We start from the raw sequence: 18,131 nt of genomic DNA, 5'->3' as shown, positions 1-18,131 counted from the left end.
CAAGGACACCATCATGAGCCGTATCTACGCAGATAACGCCCATTCCATCGGCAATACGCCCCTGGTGCAGATCAACCGTCTCGCGCCGCGCGGTGTCACGATTCTGGCCAAGATCGAAGGGCGTAATCCGGGCTATTCCGTCAAATGCCGCATCGGCGCCAACATGATCTGGGATGCCGAAAGCAGCGGCAGGCTCAAGCCCGGCATGACCATCGTCGAACCCACCTCGGGCAACACCGGAATCGGTCTGGCTTTCGTGGCCGCCGCCCGAGGCTACAAGCTGGTGCTTACCATGCCTGCATCCATGAGCATAGAACGTCGCAAGGTGCTAAAGGCGCTGGGTGCGGAATTGGTGCTTACTGAGCCTGGCAAGGGGATGAAAGGTGCGATTGCCCAAGCCGAAGAGTTGCTGGCCGGCGACCCCGAAAAGTATTTCATGCCCGCGCAGTTCGAAAACCCGGCTAACCCGGCGATCCATGAAAAGACCACCGGCCCGGAAATCTGGGCCGACACCGACGGTACGATTGACGTGTTGGTTGCAGGTGTAGGCACCGGCGGCACTATCACCGGTATTTCCCGCTATATCAAGAACACCGCTGGCAAGCCGATCCTGTCGGTCGCCGTCGAGCCTGACAGTTCGCCGATTATCACCCAGGCGATGGCCGGCGAAGCAATCATCCCCAGCCCGCACAAGATCCAGGGCATCGGCGCAGGCTTCATCCCGAAAAACCTCGACCTTTCAATGGTCGACCGGGTTGAGCGTGTCACCGATGACGAGTCCAAGGCCATGGCGCGGCGCTTGATGCAGGAGGAGGGCATTCTCTGTGGCATCTCCTGTGGCGCGGCAATGGCGGCGGCCGTCCGTCTGGCCGAGAAGCCCGAGATGCAGGGCAAGACCATTGTCGTGATCCTGCCGGACTCCGGCGAGCGTTACCTGTCGAGCATGCTGTTCAGCGATCTGTTCACCGATCAGGAGCTGTCGCAGTAACACATCTTAGCGAGTGCGCCCTTCATGCGGGCAGCGCAAGGGTTTATGATGGCCAGCCTGCCAGGCACCGGGCAACTATCGTCGTCCGCCGGTGCCTGTAGTCCTTCATTCAGATCATGCATTACGACTGCCCGCGTGACGTTCGGCGTTATTCGCCCGCCTCAAGGAGAGCTTCATGACCCTTTCATTTGTTGCCAAGGCATTGATCCTGATGCTGTTCCTCGGCAGCACGCTGTACGTTCACTTGCGCGGGCGGGCTCGACTGCCCCTGTTGCGGCAGTTCGTCAATCACTCGGCATTGTTCGCACCCTACAACGCATTGATGTACCTGTTTTCCCGCGTGCCGTCCGAACCGTACCTGGATCGCAGCAAGTTTCCCGAACTGGACATTCTCAAGGACAACTGGGAAACCATCCGTGATGAAGCCATGCACCTGTTCGACGAGGGCTACATCCGGGCGGCTGAAAAGAACAACGATGCCGGTTTCGGTTCGTTCTTCAAGAAGGGCTGGAAGCGTTTTTACCTGAAGTGGTACGACAAGGCCCTGCCGTCCGCCGAAGCGCTGTGCCCGCAGACCGTAGCACTGGTCAACAGCATTCCCAACGTCAAAGGCGCGATGTTTGCCCTGTTGCCGGGTGACAGCCACCTCAATCCACACCGCGATCCGTTTGCCGGTTCACTGCGTTACCACCTGGGGCTGTCGACACCCAATTCCGACGCCTGCCGGATCTTCGTCGATGGCAAGGAATACGCCTGGCGCGACGGCCAGGACGTCATGTTCGACGAGACCTACGTGCATTGGGTCAAGAACGAAACCACCCAGACTCGCGTGATCCTGTTCTGTGACATCGAGCGGCCGTTGTCCAACCGCTTCATGACGCGTGTGAACCGCAGCGTCAGTGCGTTTCTGGGGCGTGCGACGGCACCACAGAATCTGGACGACGAGCGTGTTGGCGGGATCAACCAGGCGTATGCGTTCAGCAAACGCTTCAGCGATACCTTCAGTGGCAAGGTCAAGCAGTTCAAACGTGCCAACCCGAAGGCGTATCGTGTGCTGCGTCCCGTGCTGGCTGTCATCGTGCTGACATTGCTGGGTTACTGGCTGTTCGGTTGATTCGCTGCTGTATTCGGTTGTTTGCCGCAGGGGTAAACAACCGCTACCCCTTCTTTCAGTCCAGATTCACATGCCGGCTCAACAGCGCTCGCAGTGCCGCAGGCTTCACTGGCTTTGGCAGGTAATCAAGACCAGCGGCATGCACCTGGGCAATCAGCTCGCGACGACCATCGGCGCTGATCAGTACGCCCGGCACCGGCTGACCCAGACGGGTTCGTAGCCAGACCATCAGTTCAGTGCCGGTTTCGCCCTCATCCAGGTGATAATCCACCAGTGCAATCTGCGGGCGTATGCCGTTATTCAGCAGCGCTTCGCATTCCTGACGGTTGCGCGCAGTCCAGACTTGGCAACCCCAGCGCGACAACAGGCTGGTCATGCCGATCAGGATGCTGTCTTCATTGTCGACGCACAGCACCTGCGTTCCATTCAGCGCCGGGCGGCTGATGTCGGCCTGCGCGGAGGAGATCGGAGCCTGAGCGGCGGCGAGCGGCACCCGCACGCTAAAGACGCTGCCCTTGCCGGTCCACGAGCGCACCTGTAGCGGGTGCCCGAGAATTCGGCATAACCCATCGGCAATCGCCAGTCCCAGCCCCAGACCCTTTGCAGCATGGGTCTTGTGGCTGTCGAGGCGTTTGAATTCCTCGAATATCACCTGGCGCTTGTCTTCCGGAATACCCGGCCCTCGGTCCCAGACCTCAAGGCTCAGGCTGTCGCCGGAGCGCCGGACACCCAGCAGAATCGGACCTTTGGCGTAGCGGAACGCGTTGGTCAGGAAATTTTGCAGCACCCGACGCAGCAGCTTGACGTCGCTGTCGATGCGCAACGAGCTGCCCCTGACGCGGAATGTCAGACCTTGCTCCTGGGCCAGGGCCTTGAACTCGGCGCCAAGGGTGTCAAACAGCGCATTGAGCGCAAATGGCTGACAGTCCGGAGTTATCTTGCCGTTTTCAAGGCGGGAGATGTCCAGCAAGTCGCTGATCAGGTCTTCCGCAGAGCGCAGCGAGCTGTCCAGGTGCTGGACCAGTTGCTGGGCCTCACCGGAAAGGCCGTCCTGCTGATGGGAAAGGGCCGCAGAAAACAGCCGTGCTGCGTTCAGCGGCTGCATCAGGTCGTGACTGACCGCCGCCAGAAAGCGCGTTTTCGATTCGTTGGCGGCTTCGGCAATGCCCTTGGCATCAGTCAGGGCCTGATTGAGTTGCGACAGTTCATGGGTGCGCGCGGCCACGCGTTGTTCCAGGCTTTCATTGACGCCCTTGAGGGACTGTTCGGCCGCACGGAACTCAGTGATGTCAGTGAAACTCATGACGAACCCGCCGCCCGGCATCGGGTTGCCGATCAACTCGATCACCTGGCCGTTCGGGAACAGCCGTTCCGACGTGTGAGCGCGGCCCTGGCGCATCCAGTGCAGACGTCGTGCAACATGCACCTCCGCTTCGCCCGGGCCGCACAATCCGCGCTCGGCGTTGTAGCGAATGATATCGGCAATCGGCCGACCCACACCGATCAGGCCTTCCGGGTAATTGAACAGCTCAAGGTAACGACGATTCCAGGCCACCAGTCGCAGCGACTGATCGACCACGCTGATGCCCTGGGTGATGTTTTCGATGGCGCCTTGCAGCAGGGCGCGGTTGAATTGCAGGACTTCCGAGGCTTCGTCGGCGATGCGCACCACGTCTTCAAGTTGCATGTCGCGGCCTTCGATAGCCGCCTTGACCACTGCCCGCGTCGACGACGTGCCCAGCACGCCTGCCAGCAGTCGCTCGGTATGGGCAATCCATTCGCTGTCGGCGTTCTGACTGGGGTTGAAGGCCTTGCCCTGCCGTTCAGCGAAGCGCACGAAGCTTTGGCGGGCACGGTCTTCACCGACAAAACGTGCCGAAAGACTCAGCAGGTCTTCGATCAGCACCGCCAGCAGTGGACGGGTGTAATCGCGCTCTTGCGTCACCTGACCGATGAAGCGGCCTGCTTGCCAGTGCTCTGTCACCCGCGTGCGCGACAACGTCGATACCCAGGCGAACAACGTGCAATTGCCTGCCATTGATAACACCACGCCCTGGGTCATGGGCGAGATCGGCAGGTTGAACGGGTTGCTGTGCAGCCATTCCAGCAACGGGAAAGTGCTCAACGACCAGCCCATGCCGTGGGCCGTGACCGGCAGCACCAGGGTGTAGAACCAGATGAAGATGCCGGCCGCCAGGCCCGCAAACACGCCACGGCGATTGGCCTGTTTCCAGTACAGCGCGCCGAACATAGCCGGCGCCAGCTGGGTGATGGCGGCGAAGGCGATCTGGCCGATAGTCGCCAGGCTGGCCGTCGAACCGAGCATTCGGTAGCTGACATAGGCCAGCAGCAGGATCATCACGATACTGACGCGCCGAACTGTCAGCATCCAGTGACGAAACGCTTCGAATGGTCGCTCGGTGTTCTTGCGACGCAACAGCCAGGGCAGCAGCATGTCGTTGGAAATCATGGTCGACAGCGCCACGCAGGCGACGATCACCATGCCGGTCGCGGCCGATGCGCCGCCAATAAACGCCAGCAGTGCCAGCGACGGGTGAGCATGGGCCAGCGGCAGGCTGATCACGAACGAGTCGGGCAGCATGGAGTCGGGGAGCAGCATTTGGCCGGCCAGGGCAATCGGCACCACAAACAAGGCCGCCAGCGCCAGATAGGCCGGGAACACCCATTTGGCGAGGTTCAGGTCCTGCGGCTCTATATTCTCCACGACGGTGACGTGAAACTGCCGTGGCAGGCAAACAATTGCCATCATTGCCACGCCGGTCTGCACGATCATCGACGGCCAGTTGATCGTGTCTTTCCAGTACTCCTCCAGCCGTGGGGCGAGTTTTGCCTGATTGAACAAGTCGTCGAAGCCGTCATACAGGCCGAAGGTGACGAACACGCCGACCGCCATGAACGCGAACAGCTTGACCAGAGCTTCGAAGGCAATGGCCAGCACCATGCCGCGATGGTGTTCGGTAACGTCCAGATTGCGTGCGCCAAAGACGATGGTGAACAGCGCCAGGATCAGCGAAACCACCAGCGCGGTGTCCTGAGCGCGAGTACCGGTCGAGTCCGCCACCGCACCGATCAGGATGTTCACGCCCAGCACGATGCCTTTCAGTTGCAGTGCGATGTAAGGCAGCATGCCGATCAGGCATATCAGCGCCACCATCACTGCGAGGGATTGCGACTTGCCGTAGCGCGCCGCGATGAAATCGGCGATGGAGGTAATGTTTTCCTGTTTGCTGATCAGCACCATCTTCTGCAGCACCCAAGGCGCCAGTACCATCAGCACGATCGGCCCCAGATAAATCGGCAGGAACGACCAGAGTTGTTCGGCGGCCTGACCCACGGCACCAAAAAACGTCCAGCTGGTGCAATAGACCGCCAGCGACAGGCTATAGACCCAGGCGCGCATGGTCGGGCGCAGCGACGCGCTGTAGCGGTCGCCGTAAAAGGCGATGGCGAACATGATGGCCATATAGGACAAGGCAACGGCCGCGATCAGCCCGCTGGACAGCGACATATCAAATTCCAAACCGTATCGATAGCGCGCAGTCTCGCACGATGCACACGGTTCGTCTTTGTCGACCAAGGTCGAGCGTGGCAGGGTGTCGCAGCCTTGTCGCAAGGTCGGGCGCGACAGGGAATCGGGGCAGGTGCGGCGCAAACGGAAATGTCCTATCGACATTATGCGGACTTACGTCTTCAATGTGTCTCGGATTGGCCGCTGCGCCAGTTCTCCCCAGCCTCTCAGGACCACGGACGATGAGCCAACAGTCACAATTCAGCCTGCTCGGGAAACGTCGTTTCCTGCCGTTTTTCATCACGCAGTCCCTCGGGGCGTTCAATGACAATATCTTCAAGCAGTCATTGATTCTCGCCATTCTTTATAAGCTGAGCATCGATGGCGATCGCTCGATCTACGTCAATCTGTGCGCCTTGCTGTTTATTCTGCCGTTCTTTCTGTTCTCGGCGCTGGCCGGGCAGTTCGGCGAGAAGTACCCCAAGGACAAGCTGATCCGGATCATCAAGTTTGGCGAGATCGTCATCATGGCGGTGGGGGCTACGGGCTTTCTGTTCAACCACCTGGAATTGATGTTGGCAGCGCTGTTTGCGATGGGCACGCATTCGGCGTTGTTCGGGCCGGTCAAGTATTCGATTTTGCCGCAGCACCTGCGCGAAACCGAGCTGGTCGGTGGCAACGCGCTGGTCGAGATGGGAACGTTTCTGGCGATTCTTGCCGGCACCATCAGTGCCGGGGTGATGATGTCTTCGTCGCACTACGCCTGGATCGTGTCGGCCGCGATTGTGCTGGTGGCGTGCCTCGGTTTCATCGCCAGTTTCGGCATCCCGAGTGCCACCGCCGCTTCGCCGGAAATGAAGCTCAACTGGAATATTTTCACCCAGTCCTGGGCGACCCTGCGCATGGGGCTGGGACAGACGCCTGCGGTCTCGCGTTCGATTGTCGGTAACTCATGGTTCTGGTTCGTCGGGGCGATTTATCTGACGCAGATCCCGGCCTATGCCAAAGAGTGGATGTACGGCGACGAAACGGTCGTCACGCTGATCCTCACCGTGTTTTCGATTGGCATCGCCCTCGGCTCACTGCTCTGCGAGCGGTTGTCCGGGCACAAGGTCGAGATCGGTCTGGTGCCGTTCGGTTCGATGGGGCTGACCATTTTTGGCCTGTTGCTGTGGTGGCATTCGGGCGGTTTCCCGCAGAACGTGCAGGCCAACGACTGGCTGGCGGTGCTGTCCTTTGGGCAGGGCTGGCTGGTGCTGTTCGATATTCTGGGCATCGGCGTGTTCGGCGGCTTCTATATCGTGCCGCTGTACGCGCTGATCCAGTCGCGCACGCCCGTCAAAGAGCGCTCACGCGTTATCGCTGCCAACAATATTCTCAACGCGCTGTTCATGGTGGTCTCGGCGATTGTTTCCATCCTGTTGCTGAGCTTCGCCAAGCTGTCGATTCCGCAACTGTTCCTCGCAGTTTCGCTGATGAACATCGCGGTGAATATCTACATCTTCAAGATCGTCCCCGAATTCACCATGCGCTTCATGATCTGGCTGCTCGGCCACTCCATGTACCGCGTCGAGCACCGCAACCTGAGTCAGATTCCCGATGAAGGCGCGGCGCTGCTGGTCTGCAACCATGTGTCCTTTGTCGACGCGTTGCTGATTGCCGGTGCTGTGAGACGACCGATCCGGTTTGTCATGTACTACAAAATCTACCAGTTGCCGGTGCTCAACTTTATCTTCCGTACCGCCGGGACCATCCCGATTGCCGGGCGCAACGAAGACATGGACATTTACGAGCAATCGTTCAAACGCATCGCTCAGTACCTCGCGGAAGGCGAACTGGTGTGCATCTTCCCGGAAGGCAAGTTGACCACCGACGGCGAAATCAGCGGCTTCAAGAGCGGCATGAGCCGCATCATCGAGGAAACCCCGGTGCCGGTGATCCCGATGGCGTTGCAGGGCCTATGGGGCAGCTTCTTCAGCCGTGACCCGAGCAAGACCCTGTTTCGGCGCCTGTGGTCACGCGTGGTGCTGGTCGCCGGCTCACCGATTGCAGCAGATGTCGCAACGCCAGTGGATGTGCGCGAAGAGGTAAAAGCGCTCAGAGGGAAAGTGCAGTAGCGCCGGAGCTCCGTACGAATGACGTGCCAATCACTGAACGTTGGCATGGGGGGGATGTGGGCACGATAGATAGTCACAACAATCTCATGCCTTACACGCAGCCGCTGCCAACGAAGCGCTTTTCAACCACGATGGCACTGACGACGCAGAGTGCGACGTAAGTGACGGCTGAGTCCTGACACTGATCCGGGGGTAGCCTGGCAGGACGCCAGGCTAGCCGCACCGGGCCATGGATGGCCCGTTGCGGCGACCCCCGGATCAGTGTCAGGACGAAGGAACCCGACGAAGTCGGGCCGGAAACGGAGCCAGGGGGTTTGGTTACCTTGGCCCCATCAAAGTAACTCGCCGAGGGGCGAAAAGGTGTCTCGAGTCGAGCCTCAAACCCACTGACATTACAGAACCGTTGTGTGACGCAGAGCGTCACGAACTGCATGCCAACGCGGAGCGTGGGCACGATAGATAGTCAAAACAATCTCATGCCTTACACGCAGCCGCTGCCAACGAAGCGCTTTTCAACCACGATGGCACTGACGACGCAGAGTGCGACGTAAGTGACGGCTGAGTCCTGACGCTGATCCGGGGGTAGCCTGGCAGGACGCCAGGCTAGCCGCACCGGGCCATGGATGGCCCGTTGCGGCGACCCCCGGATCAGTGACAGGGCGAAGGAACCCGACGAAGTCGGGCCGGAAACGGAGCCAGGGGGTTTGGTTACTTTGGCCCCATCAAAGTAACTCGCCGAGGGGCGAAAAGGTGACTTGAGTCGAGCCTCAAACCCACTGACATCACAGAGCCGCTGTGTGACGCAGAGCGTCACGAACTGCATGCCAACGCGGAGCGTGGGCACGATAGTCCCCAGTGTCTGAGCAGGGACTTTGCTCACTTTGGCCCCATCAAAGTAACTCGCCGAGGGCGAAAAGGTGACTTGAGTCGAGCCTCAAACCCACTGACATCACAGAACCGTTGTGTGACGCAGAGCGTCACGAACTGCATGCCGACGCGGAGCGTGGGCACGATAGTCCCTGAGCAGGGGGTTTGGTTACTTTGGCCCCATCAAAGTTACTCGCCGAGGGGCGAAAAGGTGACTTGAGTCGAGCCTCAAACCCACTGACATCACAGAACCATTGTGTGACGAACTGCATGCCAACGCGTAGGCACCATAGTCATCGGTGTCTGAGCTATGACTTGGACGTATTATCTTCCTCCGGCATCTTCCTGAAATACGTCGACAATAATGCACCGGAAATATTGTGCCAGACGCTGAACAGCGCACTGGGTACCGCCGCCAGTGGCGAGAAGTGTGCGCTGGCCAGCGCGGCGCCCAGGCCGGAGTTCTGCATACCGACCTCCAGCGCCAGCGACTTGCGTTGCGCCAGTGGCAGCTTGAAAACCTTGCCGGTGAAATAGCCCAGCAAAAAACCAAACGTGTTGTGGAGGATGACCACCGCCATGATCAGCAGGCCGGATTCAGCAATTTTCGCCTGGCTGGCGGCGACTACCGCGCAGACGATCATGACGATGCTCACCACCGAAACCAGCGGCAGTACGTCCACGGCGTAACTGACTCGCGCGCCCAGCAGGCGTTGTGCGACCACGCCGAGCACAATCGGCAGCATGACCAGTTGCAGGATTGACCAGAACATATCCATAAAGGACACGGGCAACCAGGCTGACGCGAGCAGCCAGATCAGGGCCGGGGTCAGCAGCGGGGCGAGCAGGGTGGTGACGGCGGCAATCGCCACCGCCAGCGCCAGGTCACCCTTGGCCAGCCAGGCCATGACATTCGACGATGTACCGCTCGGGCAGCAGCCGACCAGTATCACGCCGACGGCGATTTCCGGCGGAAGTTGAAAAACCTGGCACAGCAACCATGCCACGCCGGGCATGATGACGAAGTGCGCGATCACGCCCAGCGCAACGCGCCATGGGTTGCGCGCCACTTCAGAAAAATCTTCGAGTTTCAGGGTCAGGCCCATGCCGAACATGACCAGCCCCAGCAGCGGCACGATCCAGCTCTTTAAACCGATGAATGCCTGCGGGAACAGAAACGCCAGAATGGCGAACAGCAGCACCCACCAGGCGAAAGTATTACCCACAAATCGACTCAAGGCTTTCAAAGCGTGCATGACCTGTTCCTTATTGTTGAATAACCGCTGTGAAATGAATGCGCCGTCTGGCAAGACGGCGCGGTGTTTCAAGCATCAAGGCCTCAGGCCGCGATCAGCGGATATCAGATACCCTGCGGGATTTCTTCGCCGCCCAGCGCTTCGAACAGCTCTGGCAGGAACTCGCCAAATGTCAGCATCATCAATGTGAAGCTGGCGTCCAACTGGCCGAGCGCTTCTTCGCCACCGTCCTGTTCAGCCTGATCCTGCAGCAGGTCTTCGAACTTCAGGCGTTTGACGACCATCTTGTCGTCGAGTACGAACGACAGCTTATCCTGCCAGGCCAGCGACAGTTGAGTGACCACCTTGCCGGTGTTCAGGTGCAGCTGGATTTCATCGCTGGTCAGGTCCTGACGCTTGCAACGCACGATGCCGCCATCTTCGTGGGTATCGCGCAATTCGCATTCGTCCAGCACGAAGAAGTGGTCGGCCGCTTTCTGGGTCTTGACCCAGTCGGTCATGGTCGCACTTGGCGAAACCTTGACGGTCAGCGGACGTACCGGCAGCGAGCCGATCACTTCACGCAGAGTCGACAGCAGGTCTTCGGCCCGTTTCGGGCTGGAAGCGTTGACCAGAATCAGGCCCTGTTTCGGCGCGATGGCGGCGAACGTCGCGGAGCGGCGGATAAAGGCGCGCGGCAGGAACGCCTGGATGATTTCATCCTTGAGCTGATCGCGTTCCTTCTTGTAGACCTTGCGCATCTGCTCGGCTTCGATCTCGTCGACCTTTTCCTTAAGCGCGTCGCGTACAACGCTGCCCGGCAGAATGCGTTCTTCCTTGCGTGCGGCGATCAGCATGAAGTCCTGGCTGACGTGTACCAATGGAGCGTCTTCGCCCTTGCCAAAAGGCGCGACGAAACCATAGGTGGCCACCTCCTGGCTGGCGCAGGCACGGGCCGGTTTGGTCGCCAGTGCGGTTTCCAGCGCCTCGGCATCAAAAGGCACGTCCTGGGTCAGGCGATAGACAAGCAGGTTTTTGAACCACATGAGGTGAATCTCTCTTTCTATACAAAGGCGGGCATTATTCGCTCCTCAGCCGCTCCGGCCAACCCTGCATAGAGCGTTTGTAAGCCTTTGGAAGGATTATAAAAATTATTTAAAAAAGTGCTTGCCAGACTACAGGTCGCTCCGTAGAATGCGCGCCACACCGAGAGTGAAGGGTGATTAGCTCAGCTGGGAGAGCAGCTGCCCACCATCGTTGAGTTTGGAAGTTGAAGTTCGAGAGCTTCCAGATGCAGAAAACAGTACACAATGCGCAGCGGTAGTTCAGTCGGTTAGAATACCGGCCTGTCACGCCGGGGGTCGCGGGTTCGAGTCCCGTCCGCTGCGCCATATTCAGCTTCAAGGCCCTTGAACTCCTTGAAGCAAACAGAAAGCCCGCCTTGTGCGGGCTTTCTGCTTTCTGTCGTTTGCGAACAGGTTGCTTGTCCCTGAGCTGCATGTCTCGTACATCTATTCGTAAGTAATCTAAAATCATGTAGGATTTATTTCCTATATGCGTAAGTTATTTCCGTATTTATTGAAATTATAAAATCACTCTCTGTTTAAGCTGTTTGGTCCCTTGATTTCTATTTCATGCTGGTATTAGCTTGTTTTGTTGATTGAGACAAGACGTCCGTACCTCTGGACAAATGCTCAACTACCTGACTTGAAATGATCGCTATCTTACAGCGGTCAATACTGCATTCTTAAATAAAGAGAACATTATGAAAAATCGTTTTAAACTGTTTTTGGGGGCCACCGCAATGGCTCTGTCTGCGGGTGCCTTGGCCCAGCCTGTGCTGCATACGGCAACTATTGATCAGCACGGCACTATCGTTGCTCAGTCTTCGCCCTGGATCAAGTCTGTCATCTACTTCAGCCAGAAAGATTATTTCGCGACCTACAAAGTGCTCTTCAATGAAGGACAGTTCAAACAACCGCCTGGCTTCTGCTCGGTGTCTTCCATCGATACCAGCGACCATGAACGTCTGTTCTACGGCCACGCCAAACTGGGTGGAGCCGCTACAACAGAGAAGGTCAATGTATTGGGTCTTATGGTTGGAAAAAGCGGCGCTTCAGGTGATTCGTCGATGAGTTTTCAGCTGGCCTGCAGCAATTGATTAAATGAGCCTCGCTTTATGCGGGGCTTTTATAGCGTGCTTATGCCGGGCTGCCTGATATGAATACCACGCCAGCTGATGTATTGCCCCGCTCGACATGGGCTGGCGGCGCTCACAGGCATTGCTCAGTGATGATGGCAAACTGGAACTAAGTGGCTTGCTCATAGGTAGATATATATTATCTGGCTGCTGGCGAGTGATGCCGTATCAACACGTGTGCTTGACTAGATAGCTTCGTAAAGGATTTATCTGATCCAAAGCCTGACACGTGCCGTAAACAGTCATTCCATCTCAAACGGAGCTGATCCCGTGATTGATCATCTGGACCATCTGGTGTTGACCACTGCCGACACTGACGCCTGCAAGGATTTCTACGTACGTATCATGGGCATGACCCCTGAGCGTTTTCGTCAGGGGCGTCTTGCGTTCCGCTTCGGCAATCAGAAAATCAATGTGCATGAGCGTGGCAAAGAGTTTGAGCCCAAAGCCCACTTGCCTGTGCCGGGGGCGCTGGATTTGTGTTTCATTGCCAGTGTGCCACTGGAGCAGGTGATCGCGCACTTGCATGAGCAGGAGTGGCCCATCGTCGAAGGTCCGGTGGATCGCACGGGGGCGACGGGGCCGATCCGCTCGGTGTATATACGTGATCCTGATCTGAACCTGATCGAAATTTCCGAGCTGATCCAGGCGGGCGCCTGAGCTGTCTATCGTGAGGCCAGGCGTCAGTATCAAGCTGATGCCGGCCTGAACCAAAGGCCCTTTCAGACTGCGTCAGTGCATCAGCAGCCTTTGGCAGCCGCCCCGGTTTTCGGCACAAAAGCGCTCATATCCCCAGGCTTGGTGAGGATGTATGCACGCCGCCACGGTTGATTATCAATCAGCCTCCAACGGTGGCCTGGGCCGGTGGTGTCCTGCGCCAGTAATACTTCTCCGGGATGCAACACGAAGTTCTCGCCACCGGTGGTGGAAAACTCCAGAGTACCCGAGAGGGTGATCACGTATTGATCTTCCGGCGCGGCATGCCAGTCATACTTGGAGTGGGCCGGTGTTTCCTCGAAGTGCAAGGTGCTGACAGCAGTCATTGCTTTCTGGTCAACCGATCCCTCTATAACGTGTGACAGATTGTCCGGGCCCGTGCACAGCCTGAATGCCTTGATGCCCTCTGTTACAACGACCGGCGGCTTGGCAGCATAGGCGCTGCTGACCGGCAGCATGAACGCTGCTGCGATCGCGGCACAACCCGCAAGCTGACGTGCAGCCGGGATTCTCAAGCCAAAACGATTGTGAGATTGCATAAGCGTTCCTGAGCGCGACGATCCGTGTGGCCCTGATCGCCAGTCGCGATAATCGATGCAGGGTCTGGGCAGATTTGCCCACGCCGGGAATCGAATCACATCCTGGAAACGTGAAAAATTATCTTTAATTTCATGTTGATAGAGGCTCGTTCGTCCTGTGATTGTCATATCTACCTATGTCAGTCAGCGCGTCAGACTTCCTTAAGCTCCTGACTCAATCAATCAGGTGTTCAAGGAGCCAGAGATGTACACCAGGAAAATACGCAGCAAACGCTCTGCTGATTATGACTCCACGCCCGACATGCCAGCGCTCAGCGCACCGTTCGATCGTCCCGACGATGCGGCACGTTACGTTCATGAACGAATCGGCAATCGGCGTGATCGCGAGTACGGAGGCTTCATACTGATTCGCAAGGACGGCAAGTACGTCGCGACCGAGCCGATGGGGGGTAGCCAGTTCAGCTTCGACCCCAACGAAGTGTTTCCGCGCAACGATCAAGAGGGCTACGTGATCTACCCGCAGGGATATGACGACTATGCGGTCTACCACTCTCACCCTTCACTTGAGGCCGGACTGAGCGAGTGGACTGAAAGTGAAAGGGTGATTTATCCGAACAGTTTCTCGGCAGGCGATATCTATGCGGTGATCGATGATAAGGAGATCTGCCCGGCGAGCTATCTTTCCGGGCCTGACAGCTCATTGATCAAATACACCGTGTCCAGTTCTGCGGCCGAGAAAAGGCTGTTCAGTCGCGTTTCCGGTCCGCCCGGCTCACCGCATGTCTGCACGCTTAGTCAGGTTCACAAAGCGTTGCAGAACCTCACGCTCATGCCCAGCGACCTGGTTCGCCTGCTGGCGGCTGCAGGGAACCTGGAGGTTGTGGTGCCCAGTCGCTTGTGGGGCAGGGCTGGTAAGGTGTCTGCTGACTGGCGACCGTTTCCCGAGCAGGTTGCTCCGGCGGCGCCGAAAGTCACTGTTCCTGCGGTCTGCAAGCCGGTATGGCCGCCGAAGGCGCTGAGCCTCAGCGCGGAATTCACCCGTGCCGATGACGCAGCGCGCCATGTACACCGGCGTATCGGTACAGGCATTCATTCGCAGATCATTGGTTTTCTGCTGTTCAATCCAGTCGCGCGAACCTATCGGATCGCCGAGCCGATGCTGGAAGATGGCTATCCGGTATACGCGCCGTGCTCGGTCTTTCATCCAGACGCCTATTACCGTCCGCCTTTGCCTGACGGTTACCGCATCGACGGTATGTATTTTTCATCCGCCAACCTGGCTGCGCAAGGCGAGCGTAACGTGCAGCGCCCATTCTTCGAGCCGGACGACCTGCACAGGATGTTCACGTATCGACACAAGCCTGCAAAACGGCCCAGCGGGATGCCGATTCGCTATGGTTTCGAGATGTCGGCGATTTATTTCTCGGCAGCCGATGGTGCGTTGCTCGGGTACACACCCAGCCAGTCCGCTCAGGAAATTCAGTTGCTGCAAGGCGTGTCGCGTGTTTACTCAGGCGTCAGGTCCATCCAGGCACAATTGGCAGACGGGAGGATCAGTACCAGCGATTTCATCAGCAGGGTCGCCCGAGCCGGTCACCTCCGCGTGTTACAGACAAGTGAGAACTGGCCTGATGCAGGGTTGATCAGCCCTGTGTCCTGAACCTGCTTACCAGAATTGCGCTTCGCACAAGTGAGTCACAAACTGAACTGCAACTGAACAATGCAGTGTCGAGCCTGGAAAACCTTTGGATACCTGAACTTATCGCCTTTTTCACTCTCTCATGCCGGTAGCCATTGATCGCGGCGGCCTGATAAGCTCGCGGCTTTACTCGTTTGCCCTTTTGGCGCATGAACAAGGAATTAGCATGAAACAGCAGCATCGGTTGGCAGCGGCGATTGCCCTGGTCGGTCTGGTACTCGCAGGTTGTGATAAACAAGCCAGCACCGTAGAGCTGAAAACTCCGGCACAAAAAGCGTCTTATGGCATCGGTCTGAACATGGGCAAAAGCCTGGCTCAGGAAGGTATGGATGATCTGGATTCCAAGGCCGTAGCCTTGGGCATCGAAGACGCTGTCGGCAAGAAAGATCAGAAACTCAAGGACGAAGAGCTGGTTGAAGCCTTCTCCGCGTTGCAGAAGCGTTCTGAAGAGCGTCTGGCGAAGATGAGCGAAGAAGCTTCGGCAGCCGGCAAGAAATTCCTCGAAGAGAACGGCAAGAAGGATGGCGTGGTCACCACCGCTTCCGGTCTGCAGTATCAGATCATCAAGAAAGCTGACGGCGCTCAGCCAAAGCCGACTGATGTCGTGACCGTTCACTACGAAGGCAAGCTGATCGACGGCAAGGTCTTCGACAGCTCTGTTGAACGCGGTAGCCCGATCGATCTGCCGGTTAGCGGTGTGATTCCGGGTTGGGTTGAAGGTCTGCAACTGATGCACGTAGGCGAGAAGATCAAACTCTTCATCCCTAGTGATCTGGCATACGGCGCGCAGAGCCCGAGCCCGGCTATCCCGGCCAACTCGGTCCTGGTTTTCGATCTGGAACTGCTTGGCATCAAGGACCCGGCGGCTGCGCCAGCGCCTGATGCTGACGAAGAAGAGTCGGCTCCAGCGGCTTCGGCCCCGGCCAAGAAGTAACGCAACACCTGGCTACGAAAAACGCCCTGTCTCGACAGGGCGTTTTTTTGTCCGGCTTATTTCCCGAACGCTTGCCCGTCCGGGCAGTCCCAGTATTACGCCACTATTATGAATACAGGCGAAAAAAGTTGTCCGACAGTCCGTCAGGATTAGGGCGCTTGCTTTATTGCAGGTGCCAAGTCAACGTTTTTTAAGGTATTTTTTTGTGAGTAAAAAACGCCCGATTTAAGTTTGAGCCCGTGAAATCAGGGGTTTCGGACTTTTAAAGTGCCGCTGTTCACAAGGTTATCCACAACAATTGTGGATAACATTGTGATGTCATCTGGAAAGACCTGCTGTCGCTCAATGAAATTTTTCTGGACGGGGTTAAACATGAAAGCACCTTGGAATTTGATCCGTTATTTGCCCGGCGCGCGCCGCCTGTTGGCCGCGGGCCGGTTGCCGGCACTTTTGTTCGCCGTCGCGCGCAAGGGCAATAGCGAGGGCAGCCGTTTGGGTAAGCTCAAGGACGATCTGCGTTTGTTGCAGGCGCTGTGCCTGGCTTACTGGCGTGGCGAATACCGGAGTATCAGCCCCAAGGCGATTCTGTCCATCGTTGCAGGCCTGATGTACTTCCTCAGCCCTCTGGACGCGATCCCTGACTGGATTCCAGGGCTGGGCATGCTGGACGACATCGCCGTACTCGCCTGGGTGACGAAGCACCTGAGTGGCGAGCTGGATGCCTTTCGCGCATGGCGCGCCGAACAGTCGCCGGAGAAATTGATCGTTGTCGAGCAACTGCCGAAGACCCAGGCGCTTCTGGAGAATGAACAGCGCAAGGTCTGAGTCTCACGGATTGAACACAAGGCGCCGCGTTCCACTGTTAAGATGCCAGCATCTGCCGTCAGTCTGTTCGGTATGCAGTCTTGTCGTACAAGGGGGGTGTATGGATCTTCAAGTCATATCTCATGAGGGCGAGCCGCAATATGCGGTGCTGCCGTGGGATCAGTATCAAGCGCTTCTCAAGGCTGCCGGCCTGGCCACCAGGTCGCGCTCGCATGCGGCGGCGCCTACTTCCACCTCTGGTTCCGAGACAGCATCAAGTGAGCTTCCCGGTTTTGATCAACTGGGCGCGTTGCGTGAGGCGAAGGGGATCGAACTGGCCACTCTGGCGCGGACGGTCGGCATCAGCCCGTCCTATCTGGAGTTGATCGAAAACGGCACTCGCCAACCCGACTCGGCAATCAAGCGCAGCCTTGCATGGGAACTCGGAGTGCCGGGCTGGCGGGTAGAGTCATGAGCGTGCGCATCAGTCGTCAGCACTGGGACGGGCTCTTGAGTGAGCTTGATGCGGCTCGGCGCCAGCGCCATCTGCTGACCTACCGGGCATTGCTTGAGCGTTTGCAGTTTCCCAGCCCTGCCATGCAGACATTGACCGCGGCCCTTGAGCACCTTGCCGCCCTGGATGCTCGTGCCGAGCAGCCATTACGCAGTTCACTGGTGATCAGCCAAGGCGCAAGCCGCCTGCCGCGCCCGGGTTTTTTCGAATGCGCCGAGCGGTTGGGACGCTTCTCCGGCCCGTCCGACGGCGTCGCAGCCGCGTCCTGGCATGCCTCGGAAGTGGTTCGGGTGTTCGAGCACAGCTACCCGGAAGCGGAGGTGCAGTAGTCCACGAATAGCCGTTGTTCGCACGCGCAGCGTTCAACGCCAAACTAACCCCTTGGGATACTCGAAAAACTGAGCTAAAACTGCGCTGGCTCCCGTGCCCATGCGCCTTACTCATCGTTATGCGCAATTCTGGATGAGCACTGAAAACGGGCTTGGGACTACGCTGGTTCTCGTTCCCACGCTCCGCGTGGTAATGCATTTCGTGACGCTCTGCGTCACACTGCAGCCATGTATCAGAGAGATTCAGGCTCGACTCAAGCCCCCTTTTCGCCCCTCGGCGAGTTACTTTGATGGGGCCAAAGTAACCAAAACCCCTTGCTCCTGTTTCCGGCCCGACTTCGTCGGGTTCCTTCGCCCTGACACTGATCCGGGGGTCGCCGCAACGGGCCATCCATGGCCCGGTGCGGCTAGCCTGGCGTCCTGCCAGGCTACCCCCGGATCAGCGCCAGGACTCAGCCGTCACTAACGTCGCACTCTGCGTCGTCAGTGCCATCGCGATAAAAAAAGCGCTTTTATAGGCAGTGGCTACGGGCGAGGTATGACAT

14 protein-coding genes and 1 tRNA gene are annotated in these 18,131 nt (G+C 58.0%); 11 read left to right on the top strand and 4 right to left on the bottom strand.

The window, feature by feature from the left end:
* The first annotated feature begins 13 nt into the window (after nucleotides 1–13).
* Nucleotides 14–988: a cysteine synthase A gene (gene cysK / locus N018_RS17920; RefSeq protein WP_025390387.1), complete on the top strand. Its 975-nt coding sequence runs from the start codon at nucleotides 14–16 to the stop codon at nucleotides 986–988.
* Between the two features lie 175 nt (nucleotides 989–1,163).
* Complete coding sequence (locus tag N018_RS17915; protein ID WP_024643304.1) at nucleotides 1,164–2,102, top strand: aspartyl/asparaginyl beta-hydroxylase domain-containing protein; 939 nt, start codon at nucleotides 1,164–1,166, stop codon at nucleotides 2,100–2,102.
* Nucleotides 2,103–2,157: 55 nt separating this feature from the next.
* Here the strand turns inward: N018_RS17915 and N018_RS17910 are convergent, their stop codons facing one another.
* Complete coding sequence (locus N018_RS17910) at nucleotides 2,158–5,631, bottom strand: PAS domain-containing hybrid sensor histidine kinase/response regulator (RefSeq protein ID WP_025390386.1); 3,474 nt, start codon at nucleotides 5,629–5,631, stop codon at nucleotides 2,158–2,160.
* A 242-nt stretch (nucleotides 5,632–5,873) separates the two neighbouring features.
* Between N018_RS17910 and N018_RS17905 the strand changes: the two genes are divergently transcribed.
* On the top strand, nucleotides 5,874–7,748 hold the full coding sequence (locus N018_RS17905; protein WP_025390385.1) for an MFS transporter: 1,875 nt from the start codon (nucleotides 5,874–5,876) through the stop codon (nucleotides 7,746–7,748).
* A 1,175-nt stretch (nucleotides 7,749–8,923) separates the two neighbouring features.
* Here the strand turns inward: N018_RS17905 and N018_RS17900 are convergent.
* Both N018_RS17900 and rdgC read right to left on the bottom strand, forming a co-directional pair.
* Nucleotides 8,924–9,871 carry a bile acid:sodium symporter family protein gene (locus N018_RS17900; protein ID WP_025390384.1) on the bottom strand — a complete coding sequence of 316 codons (948 nt, stop codon included), beginning with the start codon at nucleotides 9,869–9,871 and terminating at the stop codon, nucleotides 8,924–8,926.
* Nucleotides 9,872–9,975: 104 nt separating this feature from the next.
* Nucleotides 9,976–10,896, bottom strand: a complete 921-nt coding sequence (gene rdgC / locus N018_RS17895) for a recombination-associated protein RdgC (RefSeq protein WP_025390383.1) — start codon at nucleotides 10,894–10,896, stop codon at nucleotides 9,976–9,978.
* 268 nt (nucleotides 10,897–11,164) lie between these two features.
* On the opposite strand from rdgC, the gene N018_RS17890 reads away from it, so the two are divergent.
* The 3 genes from N018_RS17890 (at nucleotide 11,165) to N018_RS17880 (ending at nucleotide 12,710) form a co-directional block, all read left to right on the top strand.
* A tRNA-Asp gene (locus N018_RS17890) sits at nucleotides 11,165–11,241 on the top strand.
* A gap of 374 nt (nucleotides 11,242–11,615) precedes the next feature.
* Nucleotides 11,616–12,011, top strand: coding sequence for a hypothetical protein (locus N018_RS17885; RefSeq protein ID WP_025390382.1), 396 nt, complete (start codon nucleotides 11,616–11,618; stop codon nucleotides 12,009–12,011).
* Between the two features lie 309 nt (nucleotides 12,012–12,320).
* Nucleotides 12,321–12,710, top strand: a complete 390-nt coding sequence (locus N018_RS17880; RefSeq protein WP_025390381.1) for a VOC family protein — start codon at nucleotides 12,321–12,323, stop codon at nucleotides 12,708–12,710.
* 80 nt (nucleotides 12,711–12,790) lie between these two features.
* Here N018_RS17880 and N018_RS17875 read toward each other — a convergent pair whose 3' ends face one another.
* Complete coding sequence (locus tag N018_RS17875; RefSeq protein WP_025390380.1) at nucleotides 12,791–13,306, bottom strand: hypothetical protein; 516 nt, start codon at nucleotides 13,304–13,306, stop codon at nucleotides 12,791–12,793.
* 244 nt (nucleotides 13,307–13,550) lie between these two features.
* Here N018_RS17875 and N018_RS17870 point away from each other — a divergent pair, with 244 nt between their 5' ends.
* From N018_RS17870 to N018_RS17850, 5 genes are all read left to right on the top strand, one after another.
* Nucleotides 13,551–14,966 (top strand): DUF4329 domain-containing protein, encoded by a 1,416-nt coding sequence (locus tag N018_RS17870; protein WP_025390379.1) that lies wholly within the window; start codon nucleotides 13,551–13,553, stop codon nucleotides 14,964–14,966.
* Between the two features lie 205 nt (nucleotides 14,967–15,171).
* Entirely contained in the window at nucleotides 15,172–15,939 is a 768-nt protein-coding gene (locus N018_RS17865; RefSeq protein WP_032606621.1) for an FKBP-type peptidyl-prolyl cis-trans isomerase, read from the top strand.
* Nucleotides 15,940–16,311: 372 nt separating this feature from the next.
* Nucleotides 16,312–16,764 (top strand): YkvA family protein, encoded by a 453-nt coding sequence (locus N018_RS17860; protein WP_024645676.1) that lies wholly within the window; start codon nucleotides 16,312–16,314, stop codon nucleotides 16,762–16,764.
* A 100-nt stretch (nucleotides 16,765–16,864) separates the two neighbouring features.
* Nucleotides 16,865–17,218: a helix-turn-helix domain-containing protein gene (locus N018_RS17855; protein WP_024645675.1), complete on the top strand. Its 354-nt coding sequence runs from the start codon at nucleotides 16,865–16,867 to the stop codon at nucleotides 17,216–17,218.
* Nucleotides 17,215–17,586: a hypothetical protein gene (locus N018_RS17850; RefSeq protein WP_024645674.1), complete on the top strand. Its 372-nt coding sequence runs from the start codon at nucleotides 17,215–17,217 to the stop codon at nucleotides 17,584–17,586. Before N018_RS17855 ends, N018_RS17850 begins: the two co-directional genes overlap by 4 nt.
* Nucleotides 17,587–18,131 lie beyond the last annotated feature (545 nt).

This window comes from Pseudomonas syringae CC1557, from assembly GCF_000452705.1.
Taxonomy (GTDB): domain Bacteria; phylum Pseudomonadota; class Gammaproteobacteria; order Pseudomonadales; family Pseudomonadaceae; genus Aquipseudomonas; species Aquipseudomonas syringae_F.
The sequence above is the reverse complement of the archived record's forward strand: the minus strand, read 5'-3'. Positions and strand labels throughout refer to the sequence as shown.